This is a genomic window from Streptomyces sp. LBL, assembly GCF_029893585.1.
In the GTDB taxonomy this organism is placed as follows: domain Bacteria; phylum Actinomycetota; class Actinomycetes; order Streptomycetales; family Streptomycetaceae; genus Streptomyces.
Window position 1 is genome coordinate 91,937 of the sequence record NZ_JARXYX010000008.1, and the last position, 26,206, is coordinate 118,142.

21 protein-coding genes are annotated in these 26,206 nt (G+C 70.9%); 10 read left to right on the forward strand and 11 right to left on the reverse strand.

Going from position 1 to position 26,206, the window contains the following annotated elements:
• Window positions 1-216 precede the first annotated feature (216 nt).
• Window positions 217-948 carry an SDR family oxidoreductase gene (locus M2271_RS11860; RefSeq protein ID WP_280887111.1) on the reverse strand — a complete coding sequence of 244 codons (732 nt, stop codon included), beginning with the start codon at window positions 946-948 and terminating at the stop codon, window positions 217-219.
• A 130-nt stretch (window positions 949-1,078) separates the two neighbouring features.
• Here M2271_RS11860 and M2271_RS11865 point away from each other — a divergent pair, with 130 nt between their 5' ends.
• The 4 genes from M2271_RS11865 to M2271_RS11880 all read left to right on the forward strand — a co-directional run bounded on the left by M2271_RS11865 (window position 1,079) and on the right by M2271_RS11880 (window position 2,716).
• The gene (locus M2271_RS11865) at window positions 1,079-1,669 is read left to right on the forward strand and encodes a helix-turn-helix domain-containing protein (protein ID WP_280887112.1); all 591 of its coding nucleotides are present in this window, start codon (window positions 1,079-1,081) and stop codon (window positions 1,667-1,669) included.
• Window positions 1,670-1,768: 99 nt separating this feature from the next.
• The gene (locus M2271_RS11870; protein ID WP_280887113.1) at window positions 1,769-1,900 is read left to right on the forward strand and encodes a hypothetical protein; all 132 of its coding nucleotides are present in this window, start codon (window positions 1,769-1,771) and stop codon (window positions 1,898-1,900) included.
• Window positions 1,901-1,969: 69 nt separating this feature from the next.
• Window positions 1,970-2,185 carry an isochorismatase family protein gene (locus tag M2271_RS11875; protein WP_280887114.1) on the forward strand — a complete coding sequence of 72 codons (216 nt, stop codon included), beginning with the start codon at window positions 1,970-1,972 and terminating at the stop codon, window positions 2,183-2,185.
• Between the two features lie 180 nt (window positions 2,186-2,365).
• Complete coding sequence (locus M2271_RS11880; RefSeq protein WP_280887115.1) at window positions 2,366-2,716, forward strand: VOC family protein; 351 nt, start codon at window positions 2,366-2,368, stop codon at window positions 2,714-2,716.
• 54 nt (window positions 2,717-2,770) lie between these two features.
• Here the strand turns inward: M2271_RS11880 and M2271_RS11885 are convergent, their stop codons facing one another.
• The 9 genes from M2271_RS11885 to M2271_RS11925 form a co-directional block, all read right to left on the reverse strand.
• The gene (locus M2271_RS11885) at window positions 2,771-3,349 is read right to left on the reverse strand and encodes a GNAT family protein (RefSeq protein WP_280887116.1); all 579 of its coding nucleotides are present in this window, start codon (window positions 3,347-3,349) and stop codon (window positions 2,771-2,773) included.
• A 232-nt stretch (window positions 3,350-3,581) separates the two neighbouring features.
• A complete protein-coding gene (locus M2271_RS11890) occupies window positions 3,582-4,505 on the reverse strand; it encodes an LD-carboxypeptidase (protein WP_280887117.1) in 924 nt (307 codons plus the stop codon).
• The gene (locus M2271_RS11895; RefSeq protein WP_280887265.1) at window positions 4,502-6,541 is read right to left on the reverse strand and encodes a prolyl oligopeptidase family serine peptidase; all 2,040 of its coding nucleotides are present in this window, start codon (window positions 6,539-6,541) and stop codon (window positions 4,502-4,504) included. Before M2271_RS11895 ends, M2271_RS11890 begins: the two co-directional genes overlap by 4 nt.
• Before the next feature lie 4 nt (window positions 6,542-6,545).
• Window positions 6,546-7,850 (reverse strand): M20/M25/M40 family metallo-hydrolase, encoded by a 1,305-nt coding sequence (locus M2271_RS11900; protein WP_280887118.1) that lies wholly within the window; start codon window positions 7,848-7,850, stop codon window positions 6,546-6,548.
• Window positions 7,843-8,676 (reverse strand): M55 family metallopeptidase, encoded by an 834-nt coding sequence (locus tag M2271_RS11905; protein WP_280887119.1) that lies wholly within the window; start codon window positions 8,674-8,676, stop codon window positions 7,843-7,845. Before M2271_RS11905 ends, M2271_RS11900 begins: the two co-directional genes overlap by 8 nt.
• A gap of 141 nt (window positions 8,677-8,817) precedes the next feature.
• A complete protein-coding gene (locus M2271_RS11910) occupies window positions 8,818-9,543 on the reverse strand; it encodes a methyltransferase domain-containing protein (protein WP_280887120.1) in 726 nt (241 codons plus the stop codon).
• 334 nt (window positions 9,544-9,877) lie between these two features.
• Window positions 9,878-12,382: a SpoIIE family protein phosphatase gene (locus M2271_RS11915; protein ID WP_280887121.1), complete on the reverse strand. Its 2,505-nt coding sequence runs from the start codon at window positions 12,380-12,382 to the stop codon at window positions 9,878-9,880.
• A 183-nt stretch (window positions 12,383-12,565) separates the two neighbouring features.
• Window positions 12,566-15,010, reverse strand: coding sequence for an MFS transporter (locus M2271_RS11920; RefSeq protein WP_348539161.1), 2,445 nt, complete (start codon window positions 15,008-15,010; stop codon window positions 12,566-12,568).
• A gap of 151 nt (window positions 15,011-15,161) precedes the next feature.
• The gene (locus M2271_RS11925) at window positions 15,162-15,605 is read right to left on the reverse strand and encodes an SRPBCC family protein (protein WP_280887122.1); all 444 of its coding nucleotides are present in this window, start codon (window positions 15,603-15,605) and stop codon (window positions 15,162-15,164) included.
• Between the two features lie 301 nt (window positions 15,606-15,906).
• Here M2271_RS11925 and M2271_RS11930 point away from each other — a divergent pair, with 301 nt between their 5' ends.
• Window positions 15,907-17,496, forward strand: a complete 1,590-nt coding sequence (locus M2271_RS11930; protein ID WP_280887123.1) for an alpha/beta hydrolase — start codon at window positions 15,907-15,909, stop codon at window positions 17,494-17,496.
• Between the two features lie 103 nt (window positions 17,497-17,599).
• On the opposite strand, the gene M2271_RS11935 is transcribed toward M2271_RS11930, so the two are convergent.
• Window positions 17,600-18,181 carry an adenylosuccinate lyase gene (locus M2271_RS11935; RefSeq protein WP_280887124.1) on the reverse strand — a complete coding sequence of 194 codons (582 nt, stop codon included), beginning with the start codon at window positions 18,179-18,181 and terminating at the stop codon, window positions 17,600-17,602.
• A 399-nt stretch (window positions 18,182-18,580) separates the two neighbouring features.
• Between M2271_RS11935 and M2271_RS11940 the strand changes: the two genes are divergently transcribed.
• The 5 genes from M2271_RS11940 (at window position 18,581) to M2271_RS11960 (ending at window position 26,206) form a co-directional block, all read left to right on the forward strand.
• Window positions 18,581-20,386 (forward strand): 3-hydroxyacyl-CoA dehydrogenase family protein, encoded by a 1,806-nt coding sequence (locus tag M2271_RS11940; protein ID WP_280887125.1) that lies wholly within the window; start codon window positions 18,581-18,583, stop codon window positions 20,384-20,386.
• 142 nt (window positions 20,387-20,528) lie between these two features.
• Window positions 20,529-21,356, forward strand: a complete 828-nt coding sequence (locus tag M2271_RS11945; protein WP_280887126.1) for a TetR family transcriptional regulator — start codon at window positions 20,529-20,531, stop codon at window positions 21,354-21,356.
• A gap of 459 nt (window positions 21,357-21,815) precedes the next feature.
• Window positions 21,816-23,159 (forward strand): crotonyl-CoA carboxylase/reductase, encoded by a 1,344-nt coding sequence (gene ccrA / locus M2271_RS11950; RefSeq protein WP_280887127.1) that lies wholly within the window; start codon window positions 21,816-21,818, stop codon window positions 23,157-23,159.
• A gap of 18 nt (window positions 23,160-23,177) precedes the next feature.
• Window positions 23,178-25,244, forward strand: a complete 2,067-nt coding sequence (locus tag M2271_RS11955; RefSeq protein WP_280887128.1) for a protein meaA — start codon at window positions 23,178-23,180, stop codon at window positions 25,242-25,244.
• Window positions 25,241-26,206 (forward strand): CoA ester lyase, encoded by a 966-nt coding sequence (locus M2271_RS11960; protein WP_280887129.1) that lies wholly within the window; start codon window positions 25,241-25,243, stop codon window positions 26,204-26,206. The genes M2271_RS11955 and M2271_RS11960 overlap by 4 nt, the downstream gene beginning before the upstream one ends.

Genomic DNA, 26,206 nt, shown 5'->3' on the forward strand with positions numbered 1-26,206 from the left:
GAAACGGAGCGAGAACATCCGCGAATCCACGCTGGAGGGGCTGGAGACCGCGGCCCGCAAGGGCAAGTACGGCGGCCGGCCCCCGGTGATCACCGAAGACATGCTGCACACCCTGCTGCGGCGCAAGGCGCTCGGCGAGTCCGTCGAGCAGATCCAGCCCACCCTGATCATCCCCACCGGCAAGCGCGAGGGACAGAACCCGTCCCTCGCCGGCATCTACCCCTGGGCGGTGGGGCGAACGACGATGTCACCTACATCGACCCCGTCCGGCTGCTCGATGGCGAAGGCGATGGCGCGGGCCACCGCGTCCGGCGAAAGACCGATCTCCATCAGCTTGTCGATCTGGTCCTTCACAGCCGGATCCATGCGCTCTGCGAAATCCGTGCGGACGGCGCCGGGTGAGACGACGGTCACGCGGAGGCTGTCGCCGGCCTCCTGGCGTAGGCCCTCGGAGATGGTGCGCACGGCGTTCTTCGTGCCGGCGTACACCGACTGGAGCGGCACGATGCGCAGTCCGGCGGTGGACACGGTGTTGACGAAGTGCCCGAAGCCTTGCTCCCGGAAGACGGGAAGGGCCGCGGCGATCCCGTACAGGACCCCTTTGAGGTTGACGTCGATCATCTCCTCCCAGTCCTCGACGCGCAGGTCGTCGAGACGGGAGATCAATCCGATCCCGGCATTGCCGACGAGGACGTCGAGCTTGCCGTACCGATCGCGGGCCAGCTTGACGAGGCCGGACATGTCCTCTCGGCGTGTCACGTCCGTGCGGACCCAGGCGGCATCACCGCCGGCCGTTTCGATGCGGGCGGCCAGAGCCTCGAGGCGCTCCGGACGGCGTGCCCCGAGGACGATCTTCGCGCCGCGCTCGGCGAGCAGAAGCGCGGTCGCCTCGCCGATTCCGCTGCCGGCGCCCGTGATCGCCACGACCTTGCCTTCGATTCCCGACATGATGGGCGTCCTTCCGGAAGAGGAATGAGGGCGGGCCATGCCCTACAGTGAAAGTGGAGGCCCCGCCACTTCATCCACACTAAGTGGCGCCGCCTCCACTTGGCAAATGGTGATGAGGAGAGAGCCACAGATGGCCCGAGATGCAGGACGCCCGCTGCGGGCCGACGCACAGCGCAACCGGGACAAGATCCTGGCCGCCGCGGTGCGCGTGTTCACCGAGGTGGGACTCGACGCGCACTTCGAGCGCATTGCCAGGGAAGCGGGCGTGGGAACCGGCACCCTCTACCGCAACTTCCCGACCCGAGAGGCCCTGATCGAGGCGGCGTACCGCAACGAAGTGGCCCGGCTGTGCGACGCCGTCCCCGGCCTCCTTGCGGCGATGTCGCCGCCTGAGGCCCTGCGAGCCTGGACTCGCCGCTTCATCGACTACGCCACCGCCAAACTCGGCATGGCCGACGCCCTGCGAGCCGTCGTCAATTCGGGAACCAACCCCTACGCCGACAGTCACGAGATGATCCAGGCCGCCCTCTCTTCCCTCATGGACGCCAATACCGCTGCCGGAACGATCCGGTCCGACATCAGCCCGACCGACATGTTCGCCGCCCTCGCCGGCATCGCCCTCACCTCGGCCAAGCCCGAGCAGCGAGAGCAGGCCGAACGCCTCCTCGACCTCACCCTGGACGGACTGAAACCCGCGCCGCCGCGGCTCCCCGAAGACTGACGGCACGATCCGGCCGTTGCCGGCGCGGCCGGTCTTCGTGGCGGTCCGGTTGTCGATCGGCAGAGGGGGGTTCGCCGTGTCGGGCCACCGGCTATGTCGGTGCTCCAGCCGGTCCGGCAGCAGCTTCAGCGTGAGGTCGTCGAGCGGGCGTCCTCGTCCGGCGATGGTCGGCCGGCGGGTGCCGATGTCGACATCGTCGAGCATGCCGGTCAGCTCGGCGACCTCGGCTGAGCCGCGCAGGGATCCGTCCTGTTCCACGGCCGGGTGCCAGATTCGGCTGGGCAGGGCAGCATCACCCACGTGGTGACCGTCGGCATGCTGGCCAACACCTGCATCGAGTCGACCAGCCGCTACGCCATGGAGCTGGGCTACCACGTGACCCTGGTACGCGGAGCGACCGCCGCGTGGACCCGGGAGATGCTGCACGCGGCCCACGACCTGAACGGCCCCTCCTACGCCCACGCCATCCTGAGCGCCGACGAGATCGTCACCGCGTTCAAGGGGGCACACGTCTGAGGCACCGCAGAACCGCTCCTCGGGGCAACCCCAACCCGATAGCCGCACGTCGAAGGTGCCCTCCGGCTGGACCGACAGAGCCCCTCAGCAATTTCATCGTCCCAGGCCAGGAAGGCACTTTCGTCCGTCCGCCCCAGAGTCAGCCATCCCCGAAGGAAGCGGGGAAGCTAGGCTCGCCGCATGGATATTCTGGGAGCCACGCTGCGCGTCTGCGTCGACGACCTGGAGACTGCGGTCCCCTTCTACGAGCGCCTCGCGGGCGGTCCGGCCCTCCGCTTCGAGCGCGGGGGTGTCCAGGTCGCCGCGGTCGGCTGCTTCCTGCTGATGAGCGGGCCCGAGGCCGAGCTGGAGGTGCTGCGGAAGGTCGCCGCGACGATCGCCGTCAAGGACGTCGACGAAGCCAACCGGGTCCTGACGGAACTGGGCGCCCGCGTCATCGCGGGCCCGGTCGCCACCCCGGCGGGCCGCAACCTGATCGCGATGCATCCGGACGGGGCGATCTACGAGTACGTGGACCGGGGCGGCGTGTGACGGACGGGAAGGCTTGGCTCGACCGTGCACCGCGCGCTTCCGCCTCGCCGAGGATCAGCCGGAAGCCCGCATCCCGGCGGTGACGGCCCAACGCTCGTGGTCCCGCCAGGCCCCGTCGACGAAGATCATGTCCGGCGAGAAGCCCTCCAGCCGGAACCCGCAGGAGCGGGCGAGCGCGATGGAGGCGGCGTTGCCGGGCTGCACGTTGATCTCCAGCCGGTGCAGCCGCATCGGCCCGAACGCGTACCCGATCACCAGGTCGAGCCCTTCACGCATGAGTCCGCGTCCGGCGGCGTGTGCGAAGGCGCCGTAGCCCAGGGCCCCGTTCTGGAAGCCGCCCTGGACGATGTTGTTGATGTTGATGAACCCGGCGACGGCCCCGGCGGCGACCCCGTCCTCACCGCTCTCCGGGGCCTTCTCGCACACCAGGAAGCCCGCCTTGGCAGGGTCCTCGATCAGCCGCCCCGCGTACGCGGTGTACGCGGGCGAGCTGGTCGGCGGAAACAGCCACGGCTGGTGCAGTTCCTGACTCTCCCGGGCCCGGGCGGTGAACTCGGCACCGTCCTCGTAGGTGAAGTGCCGGATGCCCACGCGAGGGCCTTCGGCGAGGTAGCGGGAAGCGTGGTGAGGCACCCCGCCACCCTACGGCCCGGTCGCCCGCCACGGGTACCGGCGTCAGCGGAGTGCCGGTCGTCCGCGTCAACCTGCCGGCATCAGCGCAATGCCCGTCGTCCGCGTCAACCTGCCCGCGTCAGCGCAATGCCCGTCGTCCGCGTCAACCTGCCGGCATCAGCGCAATGCCCGTCGTCCGCGTCAACCTGCCGGCATCAGCGCAATGCCCGTCGTCCGCGTCAACCTGCCCGCGTCAGCGCAGTGCCGGCTCGTCCAGCGTCAGCGTGCCCGCGTCGGCGTCGAGTTCGGCGGCCGCACCGAAGGGGACCGTCGACGCCCCTTCGCAGTGCCCGAATCCGAACTCCTCCACGACGGGCACACCGAGCCCGCCGAGCCGGTCCGCCAGCAGCGCCCGGAGACCCTCGTACGCCTCGCACCGCTCCCACGATCCCAGCAGTACCCCGCGCACGCCTTCGAGCCAGCCCGCGCGCAGGAGTTGGGTGAGATAGCGGTCCAGACGGTACGTCTCCTCGCCCACGTCCTCCAGGCACAGCAGTCCGCCGCGCGCGCCTGGACGGGCGTGCGGGGTGCCGAGTTCGGCGGCGAGCAGGGACAGACAGCCGCCGAGGGTGACTCCCCTGGCCCGCCCGGGGACGAGGGCCACGCCGCCGGAGGTGATCGTGCGGACCGTCTCCGGGGCGAACAGGGTGGCCCTGAGGTGGTCCTGGGCCCGGGTGTTCTTGACGAAGTCGACGCCGGCCGCCATCGGCCCGTGCAGGGTGACCAGTCCGAGGCGGGTCGCGAAGGCCTCGTGCAGGGCGGTGATGTCGCTGAACCCGACGAACACCTTCGGCCCGGCCGCCCGCATCGCCTCCCAGTCGAGCAGGTCGGCCATGCGCTGCGCTCCGTATCCGCCGCGTGCGCACAGCACGGCGTCCACGGCCGGGTCGCACCAGGCGTTCTGCAGATCGGCGGCCCGGTCGGCGTCCGTGCCCGCCAGGTAGCCGAACTCCCCGTGCCGGTCCAGCACATGGGGTGCCACCACCGGGTCGAGGTGCCAGCCGCGCAGCACGTCCAGGCCGGCCTGCAGCCGCTCCTCGGGCACGGGTCCGCTGGGCGCGACCACGGCCACCCGGGCGCCGGGAGCGAGGCGGAACGGCCGCTGGAGTTCCTTCACTCGACGAGCTCCAAGGCTGGGACGGCGGGCGGATTCAGGCCGAACACCTGGGCGTACAGGGAGAGTTCGGACTCCAGTACCCGGACGGTGGTCTCCGCCCGCCGGAACCCGTGCCCCTCCCCCTCGAACGTGAGGTACGCGTGCGGCACCCCACGGCCCGCCATCCGGGCGAGGAAGCGCTCGCACTGGGCGGGCGGGCAGATCACGTCGTCCAGGCCCTGGAGCAGCAGGAAGGGTGCGGTGATCCGGTCGGCGTGCTCGCTGGGCGACCGCTGCGCGTACCGGCCGGGGACCTCGGTGTACGGACCGATGAGGGTCTCCAGGTAGCGCGACTCGAAGTCGTGGGTCTCCCCGCTGCCCCAGCCGGCCAGGTCGAGGACGGGGTAGAGGATCGTTCCGCAGGCGTAGACGTCGGTCGTGACGAGCGAGGCGGCCGCGGTCCAGCCGCCCGCGCTGCCGCCCCGGATGGCGAGCCGGTCGCGGTCGGCGGTGCCCTCGTCGGCGAGGGCCGTCGCGACGGCCGCGCAGTCCTCGACGTCCACCACGCCCCACTGCTCCCGCAGCAGGTTGCGGTACTCCCGGCCGTATCCGGCCGAGCCGCCGTAGTTGACCTCGGCGACCCCGATGCCCCGCGAGGTGAAGTAGGCGATCGCCAGGTCGAGGACGAGCGGCGCACGTCCGGTGGGGCCGCCGTGCGCCCACACCACGTACGGCGGCAGTTCCTCGCCGGGGGCCGCGCAGCCGGGGTGGTGCGGCGGGTAGATGTGGGCGCGGATCTCGCGGCCGGCCGGACCGGTGAAGGTGCGGATCTGCGGTTCGGGGTAGTACGCGGGGTCCACGGCGTCGTGGTGCGGGGCGCCGATCACCCGTGCCCGGCCGACGGGGGCGCCCTCGGGCGGGCCCGTTCGAGCCTGCGGGAGGGTGTCCAGTTCGACCACCTCGTACGCGCTGCGCGGACTGGCCCCCACGGCGAGGACCCGCCCCCCGTGCACGGCGAGGCTGGGCGCGAACTCGGTCCAGGGTCCCGCCGCGTCGACGAGTTCGCCCGTCTCCGGGTCGAGGACGCCGAGGGTGGTGGCGCCGCAGCCGTGGACGACCGCGATCAGACCGCTGTCCAGCGGGGCGAACCAGCGGTACCCGAGCTTCCACAGGGGGCCGCCGAACTCCTCCTCGCGCGGGGCGAGTGAAGCGAGATGGGGGTCCTCCCGCCCGAAGGGGGAGGGAGGCTCACCGTCGCGGTACAGGTTCCACCAGCCCGTACGGTCGCTCGCGTACAGGAGCCGGCCGTCCGCCGACCACTCCACCTGCGCGAGGGACTCCTCCGGCCCGCCGGCCACCGTGCGCGCCGCGCGGAAGGTGCCGTCCGCACCGACCTCGGCGACGAGCAGTTCCGTGCCGTCCCACGGCATCCGCGGGTGGTCCCAGGCGAGCCAGGCGGCCTGCCGCCCGTCGGGCGAGAGCCGCGGGCCGGTGACGAAACGGTGCCGGTCGTCGCTGAGTTCGCGTACGCCGTCCCGGTCCTCGGCGGCCGAGCCATCCAGCGGTACGGCGGCCGGCACCCGCCGTACGTCGTCGGGAGCGTCGCCGGTGAACTCCTCCAGTACGCACCACACTTCACCGCGTTCGAGACGCATCTGCGGGTCGACCCAGCGCAGTCCGCCACCCACCGGGGAGACAGGGGTGAGCGGGACGGGTTCGCCGCCCGGACGGTACCGGTACAGGCGCTGGTCGGCGAAGTGCACGAAGACGACGAGGGGTTCGCCGTCGACGATCGCGCCCGCCCAGGGCTGTCCGCCGTACTCGATGACCCGGCTGCGTACGTTCCACGGAGCGGGCAGCACCGACTCCCCAGTGCCGTCGGCGCACCGCCGCATCAGCGTCCGCCGGCCGCCCTCGGCGGGCCGGGGCTCGGTCCACCAGGCCTCGTCGCCGACGAAGCCGACGTACTCGGGGTCCCCGTCGTGCGCGGCGGCGAGGGCCGCGCCGATGGGCGAGGACCAGGAACCGTAGGCCAACGTCTGCACTTCGTCCCCCAGATGCCTAGGCGGTGCGCAGGAAGCGGTCCAGGACACGGACCCCGAAGTGGAGGGCCTCGACGGGCACCCGTTCGTCGACTCCGTGGAAGAGTGCCTGGTAGTCGTAGCCCGCCGGGAGCTTCAGCGGCGTGAAGCCGTAGCCGGTGATGCCGAGCCGCGAGAACTGCTTGGCGTCCGTGCCGCCGGACAGGCAGTACGGCACCACATGCCCCTCGGGCGCGAACTCCTCGACAGCGGCCCGCATCCTCGCGTACGTCGGCGATTCCAGCGGCGCCTGGAGGGCGACCGACCGATGCTGGAACTCCCACTCCACGTCGGGCCCGGTGAGCCGGTCGAGGGTCGCCCGGAACTCGTCCTCGGCGCCGAAGAGATACCGCCCGTCCACGTACGCCACGGCCTCGCCCGGAATCACGTTGACCTTGTAACCGGCGTCCAGCATGGTCGGGTTGGCGCTGTTGCGGACGGTGGACTCGACGAGCTTCGCCGCCGGTCCCAGCTTGCCCAGGAGCGCGTCCACGTCGTCGAGGTCGGCCTCGATGCCGTGGAGCGCGGCGAGTTCGGTGAGCGAGGCGCGCACGGTCGGGGTGAGCTTCAGCGGCCACTGGTGCTCGCCGATGCGGGCGACGGCGGCGGCGAGCCGGGTGACGGCGTTCTCCCGGTTCGCCTTGGATCCATGGCCGGCGCGACCGCCGGCGGTGAGCTTCAGCCAGGCGGTGCCGCGCTCGCCGGCCGCGATCGGGTACAGCTCCCGCCCGCTGCCGTCGTGGAAGGTGAACGCCCCCGACTCGCTGACGCCCTCCGTGCAGCCCTCGAACAGCCCGGGATGCTCGTCGGCCAGGAACCCGGAGCCGTCCTCGGCGCTGGCCTCCTCGTCGGCGGTGAACGCGACGACGAGGTCCCGCCTGGGCCGTACCCCCTCCCGCGCCCAGCCACGGACGACGGCGAGGATCATCGCGTCCATGTTCTTCATGTCGACCGCGCCCCGCCCCCACACGACGCCGTCGCGGATCTCGCCGGAGAAGGGGTGCACACTCCAGTCCCGGGCCTCGGCGGGCACCACGTCCAGGTGACCGTGGAGCAGCAGCGCGTCCGCCGACGGGTCGGTGCCCTCGATCCGGGCGACGACGTTCGTACGGCCCTTGGTGCGTTCGAGGAGGGTGGGCTCCAGGCCCGCCTCGGCGAGCCGCGCGGCGGCGTACTCGGCGGCGGGGCGCTCCTGACCGTCACCGCCGCCACGGTTGGTGGTGTCGATGCGGATGAGGTCCGAGGTGAACTCGACGACCTCGTCCAGGGCCGGCTGGTCAGCCATACTGCTCCTCCACGGCAGCCGAGACGATCGTGGTCACCGCCTTGAAGGTGCGGATCCCGTCATACATGGTGTCACTCGTGTACGCCACCTTCCGTTCACCGGTCCGGGCCACGCCGGGCACGACGGTGGCGGCCATCGCCAGGTGTTCGGCGTCGAATTCCAGCGCGATGGTGAACGGCCCGCCCCGCACCGGTTCCTGACGGACCGCCAGGGATGCGGCCGCCTTCGCCGCGGCGCGGATCTCGGCGGCGGTCCTGGCGGGGGTACGGCACACCGCCGCGTACCGCGACACATGGTCCTTGACGGCGACCTTCAGCGCCTCGGGGGCGTAGCCGAGCGCGTCCTCGCAGGCCACGTCGTCGCCGGTGACCAGGATGACGGGCACGCCGTACTCGGCGACGACGTGCGCGTTGAGCAGGCCCTCGCTCGCCCGTACGTCGTTCAGCCAGACCCCGGTGATGGAGTTGGCGAGGTAGGTGTGCGCGAGGACGCCCTCCATGCCGGCGCCCGCGTGGTAGCCGACGAAGGCGATGCCGTCCACGTCGCCGTGCTGCACGCCCTCGACCATGGACAGCGACTTGTGGCGGCCGGTGAGCATCTCGGTCCGCTCGTCGAGCTGCTCGAGAAGCAGGTTGCGCATGGTCGAGTGGGCCTCGTTGACGAGGATGTCGTCGGCGCCCCCGTCGAAGAACCCCCGGACGGCGGCGTCGACGTCCGAGGTGAACATCGACCGGCACCGCTCCCACTGCGGGGTCCCCGGCAGCACGTCGGCCGGCCAGGTCACCCCGGTGGCGCCCTCCATGTCGGCGCTGATCAGGATCTTCATGCTGCGCCACGTTACGCGCCGCCGGCGGAACCGGCCAGGAAGCACGGAAACCGCGCGGCTCGCTTCGTGTGGAGCCGTCGGCCCGGATCAGATGGCCGGATCAGATGGCCGGATCAGATGGCCCGGGTCACATGGCGCGGGTCACATGGCGCGGCCCGCCACCAGCCACCTCGACGGCAGTTCGATCCGGGTGCCGTCGGGCCGGTGCTCCGTGGTGGTGAGCGGAAGTGCGCCGCTCGCCAGGACGGTCAGCCCGGCCGCGTTCAGGTATCCGGGTATCGCGTCGTCGGCGACCTCGCCGGGCGCGATGCCGTGCCGGAAGACCGGGGCCAGTTTGGGCGGCGGGCCCTCGGCGCTCTGCGCCAGGCCGAGCAGGACGGGTTTGGCGTCCTCGGACAGCTCGACGAGGAAAGCCCGGCCGCGCTCTCCGACGAGCGCGGCGATCCCGTCCACCAGCGGCTGCCGGTCCTCGGGGCCGGCCTGGTGCAGTACGCCCCGCATGTACACGTTGGCGTCGCCGAGTTCCGCGTGCAGGGTCTCCACCGCGCCCTTTCCTACGGCGTCCAGCAGTCGGTACGTCGCCTGTCCCGCCGGGTCGGCGTGCCGGGCGTGGTCGAGGGCGGCGGCGGAGATGTCGGCGCCGATGACCTGGGGGAAGCGGTCGGCGAGGAAGCGGGTCTGGGTGCCGTTGCCGCAGCCGAGGTCCACCATCGGCAGGCCGTGGTCGGCCAGGTGAGGTTCGAAGAGGGCGAGATGGGCACCGGCGGTCAGCGCCGGCTCCGCGTCCCAGAACACGGCCCCCTGCTCGCCGGGAGCCTCACGCCAGAAGCCCTCCCAGGCCTCCCGGTTCCCGCTCTTCACGCTCATGACCAACTCCCCAGGATGCGCAGGCCGCCCGCCGCGAGTGACGGGCCAGTACGGTGTATCGCGCCCTGCGCACGCTCACAAGCGCCCGGCGCATTCCTTCACGGCTCATGCGAAAGGAGTGCGCCGGAGTGCGCTCGGTACACCTTGTGCACCCATGCGTCCCGTACGCGTTCTGCACCCATGCGTCCCGTACACCTTGTGCACCCCCTGCGTCTCGTACACCCCGTACACCCCGTACACCCTGTGCGCTGTTCGCGCCGTGAGCCCGGCGCGCCGCGGGTGCCCAGCGCCGCGGCGGTGCCAGCACCGCGGCAGCCTCAGCGCCGCGGCAGCCTCAGCGCCGCGGCAGCCTCAGTTCGAACCACACGGTCTTGCCGGCCTTGGTCCGGCTGGTGCCCCACTCGCGCGCGAGGGTGCTGACCAACCGCAGACCGCGTCCGATCTCGTCACCGGGACCGGTGTCCAGCAGGGTCGGCAGGTCATGGTCGTCGTCGTCCACTTCGCACAGCAGGGTGTCGCCGCGCACCAGACGCAGCTCGACGGGCCGGCTGTGGGAGTGCCGTACGGCGTTGGTGACGAGTTCGCTGACCATGAGCTCGGCGGGATCGGCCAGCCTGGCAAGCCCCCACTCGTGAAGTTGCTCGCGCACCACCGCACGGGCCCGGCCGACCTCGGCCGGGGCGAGAGGCAACCGCCACTCGGCGACGTCGTCGGGCTCGATGCCGTTGAGGCGGGCCATCAGCAGGGCCACGTCGTCCTTGCGGCCACCCCGGGTGTTGAGGGCACGGATGATGGTGTCGCAGGCGTCGTCCATGGAGGCGGCCGGATGCGCGGCGGACTCGCACAGGGTGGCGAGTCCCACGCCGATGTCCTCGCCGCGCACCTCGACCAGCCCGTCCGTGCACATCACGAGCCGGTCGCCGGGCTCCACCCGCACCCGCACCGCCTCGAAGGGCACCCCGCCGACACCGATGGGCGCGCCTGAGGGCAGGTCGAGCAGTTCGCCGGCGCCGTTCCCGGCCCGCACCAGGACGGGCGGGATGTGCCCGGCGTTGGCGAGCAGCAGTTCGCTCGCGATCGGGTCGTAGACGGCGTAGAGACAGGTCGCGAGGTAGGTGTCGCCGAGGCGCTGGGCAAGGTCGTCCAGGTTGCGCAGCAGTTGGGCGGGCGGCAGGTCGAGGGCGGCCATGGTCTGGACGGCCGTACGCAACTGGCCCATCATGGCGGCCGAGTTGAGGCCGTGTCCCATGACGTCTCCGACGACGAGGGCGGTGCGGGCGCCGGGCAGTTTCACGGCGTCGAACCAGTCGCCGCCGACCCTGCCGAGGAGCGTGCCGGGCAGGTAGCGGGTGGCGACGTCGCAGCCCGCCATGCGCGGCGGGATGTGCGGCAGCATGCTGTCCTGGAGGGTCTCGGCGACGCTCTCCTGGTAGGTGTACATGCGCGCGTTGTCGAGCACGAGACCCGCGCGGGCGGCGAGTTCGGCGCCGGTCACCCGGTCCATGTCGTTGAACTCGACGCGCTCCGGGTGGCGCAGCAGGATCATGAAGCCGAGGACCACGTTGCGGGCCTTGAGGGGCACGATCAGCATGGAGCGGTTGGTGATGAGGGGCCGGATGTCCCGCTTCTCGAACTGCGAGGCGATGGCGTGTCCCATCTCCTCGCTGATGCGCGGCACGAGCACGGGTTCGCCGCTGGTCATGCACTGGAAGAACGGGGTGTGCGCCGGGAACGGCATGGCCTCGCCGACCGGTACGACGTCGTCCCAGCGGCCGGGTTCGTCGGTGTGTTCGAGGGCGACCCGGTGCCACATGGTGGTGGTGTCCGGCACGCCTTCCGGGAAGCCCTCGCCGGCGACGACCTGTTCGCGCAGATAAGTGCCGGCCACGTCGGTGAAGCGGGGCACCACCGCCTTGCTGACCTCGCCGATGGTCCGGGACAGGTCGAGCGAGGTGCCGATGCGTCCGCTGACCTCGTTGAGGAACTCCAGGCGTTCGCGTACGGCGGCGTACTCGAGGTCCTCGGCCTCGTCGGCGAGGTCCCGCGGCAGGGGTTCGCCGGCCGCGACGGCGCGCGCCGTCCGTTCACGGCGGGCCTTGCGCTCGGCACGCCGGGCCACACCCCAGTCCGGGGTCACCGGGACCCGGTCGTTCTGACTGAACTCCAGTACGGGATAGCCCAGTTCGAGGATCTGCGCGACGATGCGGGCGCTGTCGTCGACGCTCATGCTGGGCAGAATCTCGGGGAGCCGCCGGGCCAGTTCCTCGGCGCCGGGGAACTCGGTGTGCAGCGCGAAGGCGGGGGCGATCCGCTCGACGGTCATGCCCTCGTCCGGGTCGCGCTGCCGGAGCCCGTCCGCGTCCGCGGCGAGGACGAGCAGCCGCTCCCGCCCGGGGCCGGCCAACGGGTAGGCCCACCACAGGACATCGGCCCTCCCCCGCCCCGCGGACGGGGCCGTCCCCGTCTCGCCGCGCTCACGGTCGGACTCGGACACGGTGAGCCGGGCGCGGCCCGCGGCCGGGTAGGCCAGCTGCCCGCCGAGGGACGACTCAAGGCCGGGGCCGAGGCCGTCGTAGGTCCCGTACGACCCGTAGACCGCGCCCTCGTCCGTCTCGGGCAGTGCTCCGGAGACGGGCAGCAGATCGACCACCGGCCGGCCGATCGCCCCCTCCTTGGCGACGGCGAACAGGCGTCGGGCGCCGGTGCTCCAGTGGGACACCAGTCCGTCGCGGTCCACCACGACGACGGCCAGCGGGATGCGCCCGGCCGCGGCCGGTTCCGCCGCGCCGGTCCCAGCTTCGGGGCTGGGAAATGTGTCTTTGTCGGTGCCACGGTCCATGGCCCGGATCCTCTTTCCCCACGGCTCCGCAAGATCTGTGCTGCCGTCACCACCGTACGGCGTCGGTCGGTCACGATGTGCGGCAACAAGGGAATCGACCGCTCGGACTCGCACCAGCGCACGCCCCCGCGCGCCCGCGCTGACCAGGGGCGATGGCCACGAACCGGGGTTTCTGAGGGATTTTCAGCTCTCGTGTCCCAGCTGGAGATCGCGTTCCGTGCGCCCGCCGCCCGCCACCTGGAACACGGTGGCGACCGGCGGGTAACCCGAGGCGATGACGGTGTACTCGCCGGAGGACAGGTCGACGAACCGGAACGTTCCGTCCGGGCCGGTGGTGACGGTGTCCACGACGTTGCCCGCAGCGTCCAGCAACGTCACCCGCGCGTCCTCGACAGGCCTTCCGCCGGTCGCCCGCACGGTGCCGCGCAGCACGGCCCCGCCGGCGAGTTCGACATCCTGGCGGGTCTCCCGGGAGGCCTGCACGGTGACCTGGAGCGCGGCCGGGCGGAAGGCGGGCGCACTGGCGGCGAGGGTGTACTCGCCGGCCACCAGCTCGGTGATGACATAGCTGCCCTCGCGCCCGCTGCGGGTGCTGGCGACGACCTCACCGTGCACGTTGGTGAGGGTCACGGTGGCCTCGCGCACGGGCGTGCCGTCCGCGGTCAGCACGCTCCCGGCGAGGCGTCCGGCGCCGCCGAGGACGATGTCGAGTTCGACGGGGCGCTCGCCGACGCTCACGGAGACCGCCTGCGGCTGGTGCCCGCCCGCGGTGGCGATCAGGACGTACGCTCCCGAGCCCGGCGTGGACAGCGCGTACCGGCCGTCCTCGCCGCTGGCGCCCCGACCGATCTGCTGCCCGGTGACGTCGATCAGGGTGAGCGCCGCGCGGGGCACGACGGTGCCGTCGGGGTGCTGCACCGTGCCGCACACGGGGACTCCGGCGACGTGGGGCGAACGCGGCGGGACGGGGATCCCTCCGCCCGGGAAGTGGGGGAAGGTCTGCGGGCGGGGGATGTTCACCTGCGCGGTCTCCGGCTCGGAGGCAGGGGCGTTGTGGGACGCTGCACTGGTCAACAGGGGGGTCTCCTTGATGAAGAAGGCGAGGAGCAGGCCGAGGACGAGCACCGGCACGAGGTACAGGAAGATCCGCGGCATGGCGTCCGCGTACGCCTGGACGTAGCCGTCGCGCAGCGCCGGGGGCAGCGCGTGGACGAGTTGCGGGGTGAGGGACGCCGGGTCGGGCAGTGCGGCGCCCGCGCGCGCGGGCAGGCGTTCGCGCACGGAGTCGGTGAGCCGGTCCGCGAACAGGGCGCCGAAGACCGCCGCGCCGACGCTGCCGCCGATCTGCCGGAAGTAGTTGTTGGCGCTGGTGGCGGTGGAGATGTCGGCGGGGTCGACGGAGTTCTGCACGGCGAGGATCAGCACCGGCATCACCATGCCGATGCCGGCACCGAGGACGGCCGTCCAGATGCCGTAGTGCAGCCGGGGTGTGTCGGCCTCCAGCCGGGACAGCAGCCACATGCCGAGCACGGTGAGCGCGGCACCGAGGATCGGATGGACCCGGTAGTGCCCGGTGCGGGTGATGAGCTGTCCCGAGATGATCGAGGCGCCCACGATGCCGCCCATCATGGGGAGCATCAGCAGGCCGGACTCGGTGGCGGAGGCCCCGTCGGCCATCTGCAGGTACGTCGGCAGATAGCTGGTGGCGCCGAACAGGGCGACACCGATCACGAACCCTACGAGAGCGGTGACGTTGAAGACGGAGTCCCGGAACAGCCGCAGTGGGATGAGGGGTGCGACCGCGAAGTACTCGACGACGAGGAAGAGCGCGCTGGCCGCCACCGCTCCGGCGCCGATGCCGAGGATGACCCGCGAGTCCCACGCGTACGCGGTGCCGCCCCAACTGGTCAGCAGCACCAGGCAGGTGGAGGCGGCGGCCAGCAGCAGCGCGCCGAGGAGGTCGAGCCGGGCCTTCACGGTCTGCTTCGGCAGTTTCAGGGCGAAGGCGACGACGATGAGGGTGATCAGGCCGAAGGGCACGTTGGCGTAGAAGCACCAGCGCCAGGAGAGGTGGTCGGTGAAGTAACCGCCCAGCAGGGGCCCGGCGAGGGAGGCGAGGCCGAACGCGGCGCCGATCAGCCCCATGAAGCGACCGCTTTTCCGGGCGGGCACGATGTCCGCGATGATCGCCTGCACCCCGGTCAGGAGGCCGCCCGCGCCGACGCCCTGGACCGCGCGGAAGGCGATCAGCTGGTCCATGGTCGCGGCCCGGCCGGCGAGGGCGGAGCCGACGACGAAGACGACGATCGCGAACTGGAAGACGCCCTTGCGGCCGTACAGGTCGCCGAGCTTGCCGTAGATCGGCAGTCCGACGGTGGCGGTGAGGAGGTACGCGGTGATCGCCCAGGACATCCGGTCCAGGCCGTGCAGCTCGCCGACGATCTTCGGCAGCGCGGTGGCGACGACCATCTGCTCCAGCGCCGCCAGCAGCAGCGCGAGCAGCAGCCCGAAGAAGACCAACCGCACCCGGCGCGGACTGAGTTCCGGCGCGGTGGCCAGGCCGTCGGGCGGACCTTCCAAGAGGGGTGCCGCGACCGGTTCATCCGGTACCAGAGTCGTCCCGCCCACGAACCGCTCCCCTCGTCGCACCTGTCACACAATTCCCGCATCAAGCGACAACTACGAACAAGCACGACGAGTTACGGCATACAGTGGGTACCGGCGAATATCCACTCGAACCGGTGAGGGCCAACGCCCTGTCACCGGCGGCGGGTTGGGCCTACCGTTCGACCTCGGCGGCCAGCTTGTCGAGCATGGCGTCGTAGATCCGGCCGAGCCCCTTGGGCGCGAAGGTCTTCTCGAAGAAGCCGCCGACGCCGCCGGCGCCCTGCCAGGTGGTGGTGACGACCACCCGGGACCTCCCTTCCCCGGCCGGGGTGACCCGCCAGGTGGTGACCATGGAGGAGTTGCGGTCCTTCTCGACGAGTTCGCCGTCGGTGGGCTCGCCGACCTCCAGGAGGCAGTCGCGCACGCGCTTGCTGGTGGCCTGGAGCTTCCAGTGGACCAGGGTGCCCTCGCCGTCGCCGCCCTCGCGCACCTCGTACTCGCTGAACTGCTCGGGCAGCAGCTTCGCGCGCGTGCCGGCGTAGTCGGCGAGGGCGTCGAACACCTTCTCCGCGTCCGCCGCGACGATCCGCTCCGTAGTGGCCTCGACCTGCGCCATTGACTTCCTCCAGGACCTGGGTGCTCGGGGTTTCGGCCAAGCCAACCACCCAGGTCTCCGGGCGCCCAAATCGGGGTCGCGGAAGCGGTCGGAAAGGGCCCTCGCCCGATCACGTGAACAGACGTTCCCTTCCGGAAGCAGTGCTACCGAGGAGGCCTCAGCTGAGAGCATCCGAGCGCATCCCACGGCCCAACCGGGTCAACTTTCAGCTGATCGCGTTCCTCCAGGTCCGCCGACCGGGACGATGCCGCGGGGACCGTGACTCTCGCGGCCCGAAACCCTCCGTCCCGGGTAGGACTCCATGAGAAAACGCGCAGCCGTGCTGGGCGGCGTCGCCCTCGTCGTGGCCGGAACCTTCACGGCCGTCCCCGCCGACGCGAACACCTCGCACCCCGCACAGACCCCGCAAGCCCCTCAGGCCGCGAAGCCCGCCTGGAAGAAATGCGGCACCGACGACTATCCGAAGCTCCAGTGCGCGTCCCTCAAGGTGCCGCTCGACCACGCGAAGCCGCACGGGAAGCGGATCACGCTCGCGCTGTCGCGCGTCCCGCACACCGCGAAGAAGTACCAGGGCCCGCTACTGGTCGATCCCGGCGGCCCCGGCGGCAGCGGTCTGACGCTCGCCGGCTTCGTCGCGTCCTCGCTGCCCAAGGCGGTCGCGGCACAGTACGACGTCATCGGCTTCGACCCGCGTGGGGTGGGCGCGAGCAAGCCCGCCCTGGACTGCAGGCCCGGCTTCTTCGATCCGGTGCGCCCCGACTCGGTGCCGAGCACACCCGCGATCGAGAAGGCCAACCTGTCCCGCGCCACGTCCTTCGCCGCCGCCTGCGGCAAGAAGTACGCGCGCGTGCTGCCGTACATCGACACCGTCAGCGCCGCACGGGACATGGACGCGATCCGCGGGGCGCTCGGCGCGAAGAAGCTCAGCTACTTCGGCTACTCGTACGGCACCTACCTCGGCGCGGTCTACGCCAAGCTCTACCCGGACCGGGTACGGCGCCTGGTCCTGGACTCGATCGTCGACCCCACCGGCGTCTGGTACGACGACAACCTCGCCCAGGACCGCGCCTTCAACGACCGCCACCGAGCCCTGATGGCCTGGATCGCCGAGTACGACGACACGTTCCAGCTCGGCACCGATCCGGAGAACATCGAAGCCAAGTGGTACGCGATGCGCGCGGCCCTCGTCGAGAAGCCGGCCGGTGGCAAGGTGGGCGCCTCCGAGCTGGAGGACACCTTCCTCCCGGGCGGCTACTACAACGGCTACTGGCCCTACCTGGCCGAGGCGTTCGCGGCGTACGTGAACGACAAGAACGCCGACCCACTGGTCGAGGCGTACGAGGACTTCGCCGCCGCCGACGCGTCCGCGGACAACGGCTACAGCGTCTACACCTCCGTGCAGTGCCGTGACGCCTCCTGGCCGCGCGACTGGAACCAGTGGCGCAAGGACAACTGGGCGGTCTACGAGAAGGCCCCGTTCATGACCTGGAGCAACGCCTGGTACAACGCGCCGTGCGCGTTCTGGCCGACCAGGTCGCTGAAGCCGGTGGACGTCGCCAACGGCAAGCTGCCGCCGGTCCTGCTCTTCCAGGCGACGAACGACGCGGCCACCCCGTACCAGGGCGGCCTCACGGTGCACCGGATGCTCGCCCGCTCCAGCCTGGTGGTCGAGGAGGGCGGCGGGAACCACGGCATCACCCTCAGCGGGAACACCTGCCTGGACAAGTACCTGGCCTCGTACCTGACCGACGGCAAGGTGCCGCGCGGCCACGGCGAGGCCGACGCCGTCTGCCAGGCGCTGCCCGACCCCGAGCCGCTGAGCACGGACGGGTCGACGTCGCGGTCGGCCCACGGTCCCGTCCTGCACAGGCTGCTCGGCGCCCGCGGCTGAGACCCCTGCCGAGTCGAGGTCCCTGAGCGGGCGTTGAAGGACACCGTCCAGGATGGGCGCTCAGTGCACTGACGGGTGCGGTACGCGAAGGAGCGGTGAGCTCTCATCGCTGCCCGGGTCCGGTGATCCGGGCCAGCGCGTGTACCGCCGCCTCGGCGAGCGCCGGGTGCGCGAGTGCCTCGCCGAGGACCGGTCCGGCCCGGGTGTCGCCGAGCGTGCCGAGACCCTCCACGCACGCGAGCGCCACCCGCCGGTACGGGTCGTGCGGGCGCAGCCGGCGTTGCAGGGTGGTGATCAGCGCCGGTACGGCCTCAGGGGCGCGCAGTTCCACCAGGAGCAGGACCGGGTGCAGGGCGTAGGCCACGCGCAGCTCGTTCGTGGCGAGGGCGGCGGCGGCGCGGGCGGTGCGGGGATCGCCGAGGCGGGCCAGGGCATGGGCGGCGGAGGCGCAGCGCGGCGGGTCACGGTGATTGAGAAGGAGGACCAAGGATTCGAAGGCCCGCCGGTCGCCCGCCTCCCCCAGTCGGAACGCGGCCAGTTCCCGGGCCCACAGCGGTTGTCCCGGCTCGGTGAGCACTCCGGCCAGCTCGTCGATGTCCTCGGTCGCCACCAGACGGTCGTAGACGGCCGAGGACCCCGCCTCCCGCCGTAAGCGCTCCGTGAGCGTTCGCAACTCTTCGTCCATGAATCCGAGATTAGGTGCCGCGCCCGCAGGCCGGGAGCTACCTCACAAACTCGGGGGCTGGCGCGCTCGTTACCCGCGGGTTAAGCTCATTCGAGCGAGTCACCCACTCGCGGATCTGCTTGTGGTGGCCTGGTGACGCAGCCGCCGCGAGAGAGCAGTCGGTTCGGTACCTCGCGTACCTGAGTGACAACTCGGCCTCGGGACAGGGCCGGTCGGTTCCGCCGTTTCCGAGCGTGTGCACGCCCGGCAGCACGGCACCCGGGCGTGTGCGCCCGTCAGCCCGGCACCACCCGCCCTCCCTCCTTTCGCACCCGGTGCGCCCGTCGGCCCGGCCTCGGCCGGTCCCGTCGGCGCATCCGGCGCGCTCCCAGTCGTCACCCTCATTCCTGGAGTCCCGCGATGGCCACTCCCCTGTCCGACACCCCTCTGCCCCCGCTCCGGACCGTCGCCGTCGTCGGCCTCGGCACCATGGGCACCGGCATCGCCGAGGTCCTGGCCAAGGCCGGCCGTGACGTCGTCGGCATCGACATCGACGAGGCCGCGACCGCCAAGGCCACCGCCGCCCTGGAGACCGCGACCGCCCGCGCCGTGAAGCGCGGCCGGCTCACCGAGCAGCAGCGCGCCGACACCCTCGCCCGGGTGCGCACGTCCACCGATCTGCGGGCCGCGGCCGACGCCGACCTCGTCATCGAGGTCGCTCCCGAGTCGTACGAGATCAAGCACCAGATCTTCCGTGAACTCGACGGGATCGTGCGGCCCGGGACGATCCTGGCGACCGGTACCAACGCCCTCTCCGTCACCCGGCTCGCCGCCGACTCGGCCCGTCCCGAGCGCGTGCTCGGACTGCACTTCTTCAATCCGGCGCCGGCGATGAAGCTGGTCGAGGTCGTCTCGTCGGTGCTGACCGCGCCCCAGGCCGTCGCCGCCGTGACCGACCTCGCCCTGGAACTCGGCAAGGAACCGGTCGCGGTCGGCGACCGGCCCGGATTCGTCGCCGACGGGCTGCTGTTCGGCTACCTCAACCAGGCCGCCGCCATGTACGAGGCCAAGTACGCCTCCCGCGAGGACATCGACGCCGCGATGCGGCTGGGCTGCGGACTGCCGATGGGCCCTCTCGCCCTGCTCGACCTGATCGGCGTCGACACCGCGCGCACGGTCCTGGAGGCCATGTACGCCGAGTCCCACGACCGGCTGCACGCTCCCGCCCCGATCCTCAGGCAGCTCAGCGAGGCGGGCCTGACCGGCCGCAAGTCGGGCCGCGGCTTCTACACCTACGAGGCTCCCGGCAGCGCGACGGCCGTGCCGGACGCCCTGACACCCTTGTCGGGCAGCCTTGAGGTCCCCGGTCGTCCGGTCCGGTCCGTCGGCGTCGCGGGGTCCGGCACCATGGCGTCCGGAATCGCCGAGGTGTTCGCCAAGGCGGGGTACGAGGTCGTCCTCGCCGCCCGCAGCGAGGAGAAGGCCCAGGCCGCCAAGGCCCGTATCGGTAAGTCGCTTTCACGTTCGGTCGACAAGGGCCGGCTGACCGCGGAGGCCGCGGCGCAGAGCCTGGACCGGATCGCCGCGGTGGGCTCGTACGAGTCCTTCGCCGAGGTCGACCTGGCCGTCGAGGCCGTCGCCGAGGACCTGGAGGTCAAGCAGCAGCTCTTCGCCACCCTGGACAAGGTCTGCAAGCCGGGCGTGGTGCTCGCGACCACGACCTCCTCGCTCCCGGTCGTCGCGTGCGCCCGCGCCACCTCGCGTCCGCAGGACGTGATCGGCATGCACTTCTTCAACCCGGCGCCGGCGATGAAGCTGGTCGAGGTCGTCCGTACGGTGTTGACGGCCGACGACGTCCACTCGACGGTGCGCGAGGTCTGCGTCAGGATCAGGAAGCACGCGGTCGACTGTGGAGACCGTGCGGGCTTCATCGTGAACGCCCTGCTGTTCCCGTACCTCAACAACGCGATCAAGATGGTGCAGGAACACTATGCGTCCCTCGACGACATCGACGCGGCGATGAAGTGGGGCGGCGGCTATCCGATGGGCCCCTTCGAACTCCTCGATGTCGTCGGGCTCGACGTCTCCCTGGCCATCGAGAAGGTCCTGCACCGCGAGTTCCGCGACCCCGGCCTGGCCCCGGCCCCGCTCCTGGAGCACCTGGTGGCCGCGGGCTGCCTCGGCCGCAAGACGGGCCGCGGCTTTCGCGAACATGCCCGCCGCTGACCGGCCGGGCGACTGGTTCGAAACGGAGGCGGACTGGGGCGGGCTGCTCGACCCCGGCAGCTCTTCCCCGCCTTCCCGGTCCGGTACTCCCGCGCCCGTCCAGGGCGGGGGACCCCCTGGACACGCGCAGCAAGCTGCACACATGCAGTACGTTCAGGTCATGTCCCAGCCCGCCAAGTCCGTACGTACACCAGTCACGCCCGACGCGCCGGAAAGTGCCGCAGGCGGTCGCGCCGCCGCCCAGCGCCTCAAGATGCGGCGCGAGTTGGCGGCCGCCGCGATGGAGCTGTTCGCGGCCAAGGGGTACGAGGCCACCACCGTCGACGAGATCGCGGCCCGGGCCGGGGTCGCGCGCCGCACCTTCTTCCGCCACTTCCGCTCCAAGGAAGAGGCGATCTTCCCGGACCACGACGACACGTTGATCCGGGCCGAGGCCGTCCTCAATGCCGCCCCCGCGCACGAGCACCCGCTCGACACGGTGTGCCGCGGCATCAAGGAGGTCATGCGGATGTACGCGGCCCGGCCGGAGATCTCGGTCGCCCGCTACAAACTCACCCGCGAGGTGCCCACCCTGCGCGAGGCGGAGATCGCCTCGGTGGCCCGTTACGAGCGGCTCTTCACCCGCTACCTGCTCGGCCACTTCGACGAGCACGCGCACGACGACGACGCCAACGACGACCCGCTGCTGGCGGAGGTCGCCGCGTCCGCCGTGGTCACCGCCCACAACCACGTCCTGCGGCGCTGGCTGCGGGCCGGCGGCCAGGGCGACGTCGAGGCACAGCTGGACCACGCCTTCGCGATCGTGCGCAGGACGTTCGGGACGGGCATCGGTGCCGGGCGCACCGTGACCCCCCAGCCGGCCACGGCGACGGTCTCCACGCACGGCGAGGTACTGGTGACGGTGGCCCGCACGGACGCCCCGCTCGACCAGGTCATGCGAGCCATAGAAGAGGCCCTCCGGGACCGCTGAGCCGCCTCCTCACCCGCCTGCTCCCGCGCGACGACGGCGCGACCACGGCCACCCCTCGGGGTGGCCGTTTTCGCATGTCAGGACCGCTTTTCGAATCACTTCAAGGCGCCTTTGAGGTGCCTTCGCGACCCTCGCTCGATCGATCATCGCTCATTTGTTGCGTAAAGATTTCACCTGAGAGCACTTTCTGGCACTCAGTGCCTTGCGAGGTGACACGCGGTGTCATACCTTGAAGATGTCCGGGCGGCCGGCGTGCAGAGATCTTTCGTACGTCGGCTGTCCCCGCAAGCCCCCCAGGGCCTGCGCGCCCGGGCGCCTGCGTCACAGGCAACCTCCCGCGCCACAAAGCGCTGCCGAACAGCACCTCCGCCGAACCGACGGCACCTCTCCCCCCCTCAGCAGCACCGACGTAACCCTCAGCACCCCTCCCTCAGGGTGCGCACCGCCGGAGGCAACAACGTGACTGTGAAGAAGATTCTGGACGCGATCCAGTCGCCGGACTCCACGCCCGCCGACTTCACCGCTCTGCCGCTCCCCGAGTCCTACCGTGCGATCACCGTGCACAAGGACGAGACGGAGATGTTCGCGGGCATGCAGACCCGCGAGAAGGACCCCCGCAAGTCACTGCACCTGGAGGAGGTGCCGCTGCCGGAGCTGGGCCCGGGCGAGGCCCTGGTGGCCGTCATGGCCTCCTCGGTCAACTACAACTCCGTGTGGACCTCGATCTTCGAGCCGCTGTCGACCTTCGGCTTCCTGGAGCGCTACGGCAAGGTCAGCGACCTCACCAAGCGCCACGACCTGCCGTACCACATCATCGGCTCCGACCTCGCGGGCGTGGTCCTGCGCACCGGCCCCGGCGTCAACGCCTGGCGGCCCGGTGACCAGGTCGTCGCGCACTGCCTGAGCGTGGAGCTGGAGTCGTCGGACGGCCACAACGACACGATGCTCGACCCCGAGCAGCGCATCTGGGGCTTCGAGACCAACTTCGGTGGCCTCGCCGAGATCGCTCTCGTCAAGTCCAACCAGCTGATGCCGAAGCCCGGCCACCTGTCGTGGGAGGAGGCCGCGGCTCCGGGTCTGGTGAACTCCACCGCGTACCGGCAGTTGGTCTCCCGCAACGGCGCCGACATGAAGCAGGGCGACAACGTCCTGATCTGGGGTGCGAGCGGTGGACTCGGCTCGTACGCCACGCAGTTCGCGCTGGCCGGGGGCGCCAACCCGATCTGCGTCGTCAGCAGCGAGCAGAAGGCGGCGATCTGCCGGTCCATGGGCGCGGACGCGATCATCGACCGCACCGCCGAGGACTACAAGTTCTGGAAGGACGAGCACCACCAGGACCCGAAGGAGTGGAAGCGCTTCGGCAAGCGCATCCGCGAACTCACCGGCGGCGAGGACGTGGACATCGTCTTCGAACACCCCGGCCGCGAGACCTTCGGCGCGTCCGTGTACGTCACGCGCAAGGGCGGCACGATCGTCACCTGCGCCTCGACCTCCGGCTACAACCACGAGTACGACAACCGGTACCTGTGGATGTCCCTGAAGCGGATCATCGGCTCCCACTTCGCCAACTACCGCGAAGCCTGGGAGGCCAACCGGCTCATAGCCAAGGGCAAGATCCACCCGACGCTCTCCAAGGTGTACTCCCTGGAGGACACCGGGCAGGCCGCCTGCGACGTCCACCGCAACCTCCACCAGGGCAAGGTCGGCGTCCTGTGCCTGGCTCCCGAGGAGGGCCTGGGCGTGCGCGACGCGGAGAAGCGCGCCCAGCACGTCGACGCCATCAACCGCTTCCGGAACATCTGAAGACAGCGGAGGCCGAAGATGACCGAGCGTCAGTCGCAGACCCGAGAAGATCAGTCGCAGACACGAAAGGAGAAGGACCGGCCGTGGCTGATGCGCACGTACGCCGGTCACTCCACGGCCGAGGCGTCCAACGAGCTGTACCGGCGCAACCTCGCCAAGGGTCAGACGGGTCTGTCGGTGGCGTTCGACCTGCCGACGCAGACCGGATACGACTCCGACCACATCCTCGCCCGCGGCGAGGTCGGCCGGGTCGGCGTGCCGATCGCGCACCTCGGTGACATGCGCCGGCTGTTCCAGGACATCCCCCTGGAGCAGATGAACACCTCGATGACGATCAACGCCACCGCCATGTGGCTGCTGGCGCTCTACCAGGTCGTCGCCGAGGAGCAGGGCGCGGACGTCACCAAGCTCCAGGGCACGACCCAGAACGACATCGTCAAGGAGTACCTGTCGCGGGGCACGCACGTGTTCCCGCCGGTGCCGTCACTCCGGCTGACGACCGACATGATCGCGTACACCGTCTCCCACCTGCCGAAGTGGAACCCGATCAACATCTGCAGCTACCACCTGCAGGAGGCGGGCGCCACGCCGGTCCAGGAGATCGCGTACGCGATGTCGACGGCGATCGCGGTGCTGGACGCCGTGCGCGACGGCGGCCAGGTGCCGCAGGAACGCATGGGCGACGTCGTCGGCCGTATCTCCTTCTTCGTGAACGCGGGCGTCCGCTTCGTCGAGGAGATGTGCAAGATGCGCGCCTTCGGCCGCATCTGGGACCAGATCACCCGCGAGCGGTACGGCATCCAGGACCCCAAGCACCGGCGCTTCCGTTACGGCGTCCAGGTCAACTCCCTCGGCCTGACCGAGGCGCAGCCGGAGAACAACATCCAGCGGATCGTCCTCGAGATGCTGGCGGTGACGCTCTCCAAGGACGCACGCGCGCGTGCCGTGCAGTTGCCCGCCTGGAACGAGGCGCTGGGCCTGCCCCGCCCCTGGGACCAGCAGTGGTCGCTGCGCATGCAGCAGGTGCTGGCGTACGAGAGCGACCTGCTGGAGTACGCCGACATCTTCGAGGGCTCGACGGTCGTCGAGGCCAAGGTCGGCGAGCTGGTCGAGGAGTCGCTCAGGGAGATCGAGCGGATCGAGGAGCTGGGCGGCGCGATGGCCGCCGTCGAGTCGGGCTACCTCAAGTCGCACCTCGTCGCCGCGCACGCCGAGCGCCGCGCTCGTATCGAGTCCGGTCAAGAGTTGATCGTGGGCGTCAACATCTTCGAGACGACCGAACCCAGTCCACTCACGGCCGATCTCGATACAGCCGTACAGACGGTCGATCCAGCTGTCGAGGCCCAGGTCATCGCCTCGCTCCAGCACTGGCGTGACACGCGCTACCAGCCCCCCTTCAACCATCCGCGCCCCTGCAAGGCGCTGGAGAAGCTGAAGGAGGCCGCCAAGGGCACCGACAACCTGATGGAGGCCACCCTGGAGTGCGCCCGCGCCGGGGTCACGACCGGCGAGTGGGCCGGGGCGCTGCGAGAGGTGTTCGGTGAGTTCCGGGCGCCGACGGGCGTGTCGTCCGCGCCGGTGGCCCTCCCCGCCGAGGCGGGCTCGGCGCTGAGCGAGGTCCGCCGCACGGTCGACCGGACGGCTCAGGACCTCGGTGTCGGCAAGCTGCGCTTCCTGGTCGGCAAGCCAGGTCTGGACGGGCACTCCAACGGTGCCGAGCAGATCGCCGTACGGGCCCGCGACGCCGGCTTCGAGGTGGTCTACCAGGGCATCCGGCTCACCCCGGAGCAGATCGTGGACGCGGCCCTCGCCGAGGACGTGCACGCGGTCGGCCTGTCGATCCTCTCCGGCTCGCACGCCCAACTGGTGCCGGATGTGCTGGAGCGGCTCCATGTGGCGGGTGCCACAGATATACCGCTGATCGTAGGTGGCATCATCCCGAACGGGGACGCCGAAAAACTCCGGGCAGCCGGAGTCGCGGCGGTGTTCACCCCGAAGGACTTCGACATCACCGGAATCATCGGCCGCATCGTCGACGAGATCCGGAAAGCGCACAAGCTCGACCCCCTGGAGGTCCCCGCATGACAACGCCCGTCAACCGTCTGCGTCCGCGACGCTCCTGCCTCGCGGTCCCCGGAAGCAACCCCCGCTTCCTGGAGAAGGCGCAGGGTCTCCCGGCCGACCAGGTCTTCCTGGACCTGGAGGACGCGTGCGCGCCCCTCGCCAAGCCCGAGGCGCGGCACACCATCGTCAAGTTCCTCAACGAGGGCGACTGGACGGGCAAGACGAGGGTCGTGCGCGTCAACGACTGGACGACCGAGTGGACGTATCGAGACGTCGTCACGGTGGTCGAGGGCGCCGGACCGAACCTTGACTGCATCATGCTGCCGAAGGTCCAGGACGCGCAGCAGATCGTCGCGCTGGACCTGCTGCTGACGCAGATCGAGAAGACCATGGGGTTCGAGGTCGGGCGGATCGGCATCGAGGCGCAGATCGAGAACGCCCAGGGCCTCAACCATGTCAACGAGATCGCGTGTGCCAGCCCACGTGTCGAGACGATCATCTTCGGCCCTGCCGACTTCATGGCATCGATCAACATGAAGTCGCTGGTCGTGGGCGAGCAGCCGCCCGGCTACCCGGCGGACGCCTACCACTACATCCTGATGAAGATCCTGATGGCCGCCCGCGCCAACAACCTCCAGGCGATCGACGGCCCCTACCTCCAGATCCGCAACGTCGACGGCTACCGCGAGGTCGCCCAGCGCGCCGCCGCCCTCGGCTTCGACGGCAAATGGGTGCTGCACCCGGGCCAGGTGGAGGCGTCCAACGAGATCTTCTCGCCCTCGCAGGCGGACTACGACCACGCCGAGCTGATCCTGGACGCGTACGACTACTGCACCTCCGAGGCCGGCGGCAGGAAGGGCTCCGCGATGCTCGGCGACGAGATGATCGACGAGGCCAGCCGCAAGATGGCCCTGGTCATCGCGGGCAAGGGCCGCGCCGCGGGCATGCGGCGCACCAGCACGTTCGAGATTCCGGAGGCGTGA

What these genes read in the sequence shown, in the direction of transcription:
- M2271_RS11860 (WP_280887111.1), bottom strand. Translation starts at nt 948, where the DNA reads ATGTCGGGAATCGAAGGCAAGGTCGTGGCGATCACGGGCGCCGGCAGC.
- M2271_RS11955 (WP_280887128.1), top strand. Translation starts at nt 23,178, where the DNA reads ATGACCGAGCGTCAGTCGCAGACCCGAGAAGATCAGTCGCAGACACGA.
- M2271_RS11915 (WP_280887121.1), bottom strand. Translation starts at nt 12,382, where the DNA reads ATGGACCGTGGCACCGACAAAGACACATTTCCCAGCCCCGAAGCTGGG.
- M2271_RS11880 (WP_280887115.1), top strand. Translation starts at nt 2,366, where the DNA reads ATGGATATTCTGGGAGCCACGCTGCGCGTCTGCGTCGACGACCTGGAG.
- M2271_RS11930 (WP_280887123.1), top strand. Translation starts at nt 15,907, where the DNA reads ATGAGAAAACGCGCAGCCGTGCTGGGCGGCGTCGCCCTCGTCGTGGCC.
- M2271_RS11910 (WP_280887120.1), bottom strand. Translation starts at nt 9,543, where the DNA reads ATGAGCGTGAAGAGCGGGAACCGGGAGGCCTGGGAGGGCTTCTGGCGT.
- M2271_RS11925 (WP_280887122.1), bottom strand. Translation starts at nt 15,605, where the DNA reads ATGGCGCAGGTCGAGGCCACTACGGAGCGGATCGTCGCGGCGGACGCG.
- M2271_RS11900 (WP_280887118.1), bottom strand. Translation starts at nt 7,850, where the DNA reads ATGGCTGACCAGCCGGCCCTGGACGAGGTCGTCGAGTTCACCTCGGAC.
- M2271_RS11865 (WP_280887112.1), top strand. Translation starts at nt 1,079, where the DNA reads ATGGCCCGAGATGCAGGACGCCCGCTGCGGGCCGACGCACAGCGCAAC.
- M2271_RS11935 (WP_280887124.1), bottom strand. Translation starts at nt 18,181, where the DNA reads ATGGACGAAGAGTTGCGAACGCTCACGGAGCGCTTACGGCGGGAGGCG.
- M2271_RS11945 (WP_280887126.1), top strand. Translation starts at nt 20,529, where the DNA reads ATGCAGTACGTTCAGGTCATGTCCCAGCCCGCCAAGTCCGTACGTACA.
- M2271_RS11940 (WP_280887125.1), top strand. Translation starts at nt 18,581, where the DNA reads ATGGCCACTCCCCTGTCCGACACCCCTCTGCCCCCGCTCCGGACCGTC.
- M2271_RS11960 (WP_280887129.1), top strand. Translation starts at nt 25,241, where the DNA reads ATGACAACGCCCGTCAACCGTCTGCGTCCGCGACGCTCCTGCCTCGCG.
- M2271_RS11905 (WP_280887119.1), bottom strand. Translation starts at nt 8,676, where the DNA reads ATGAAGATCCTGATCAGCGCCGACATGGAGGGCGCCACCGGGGTGACC.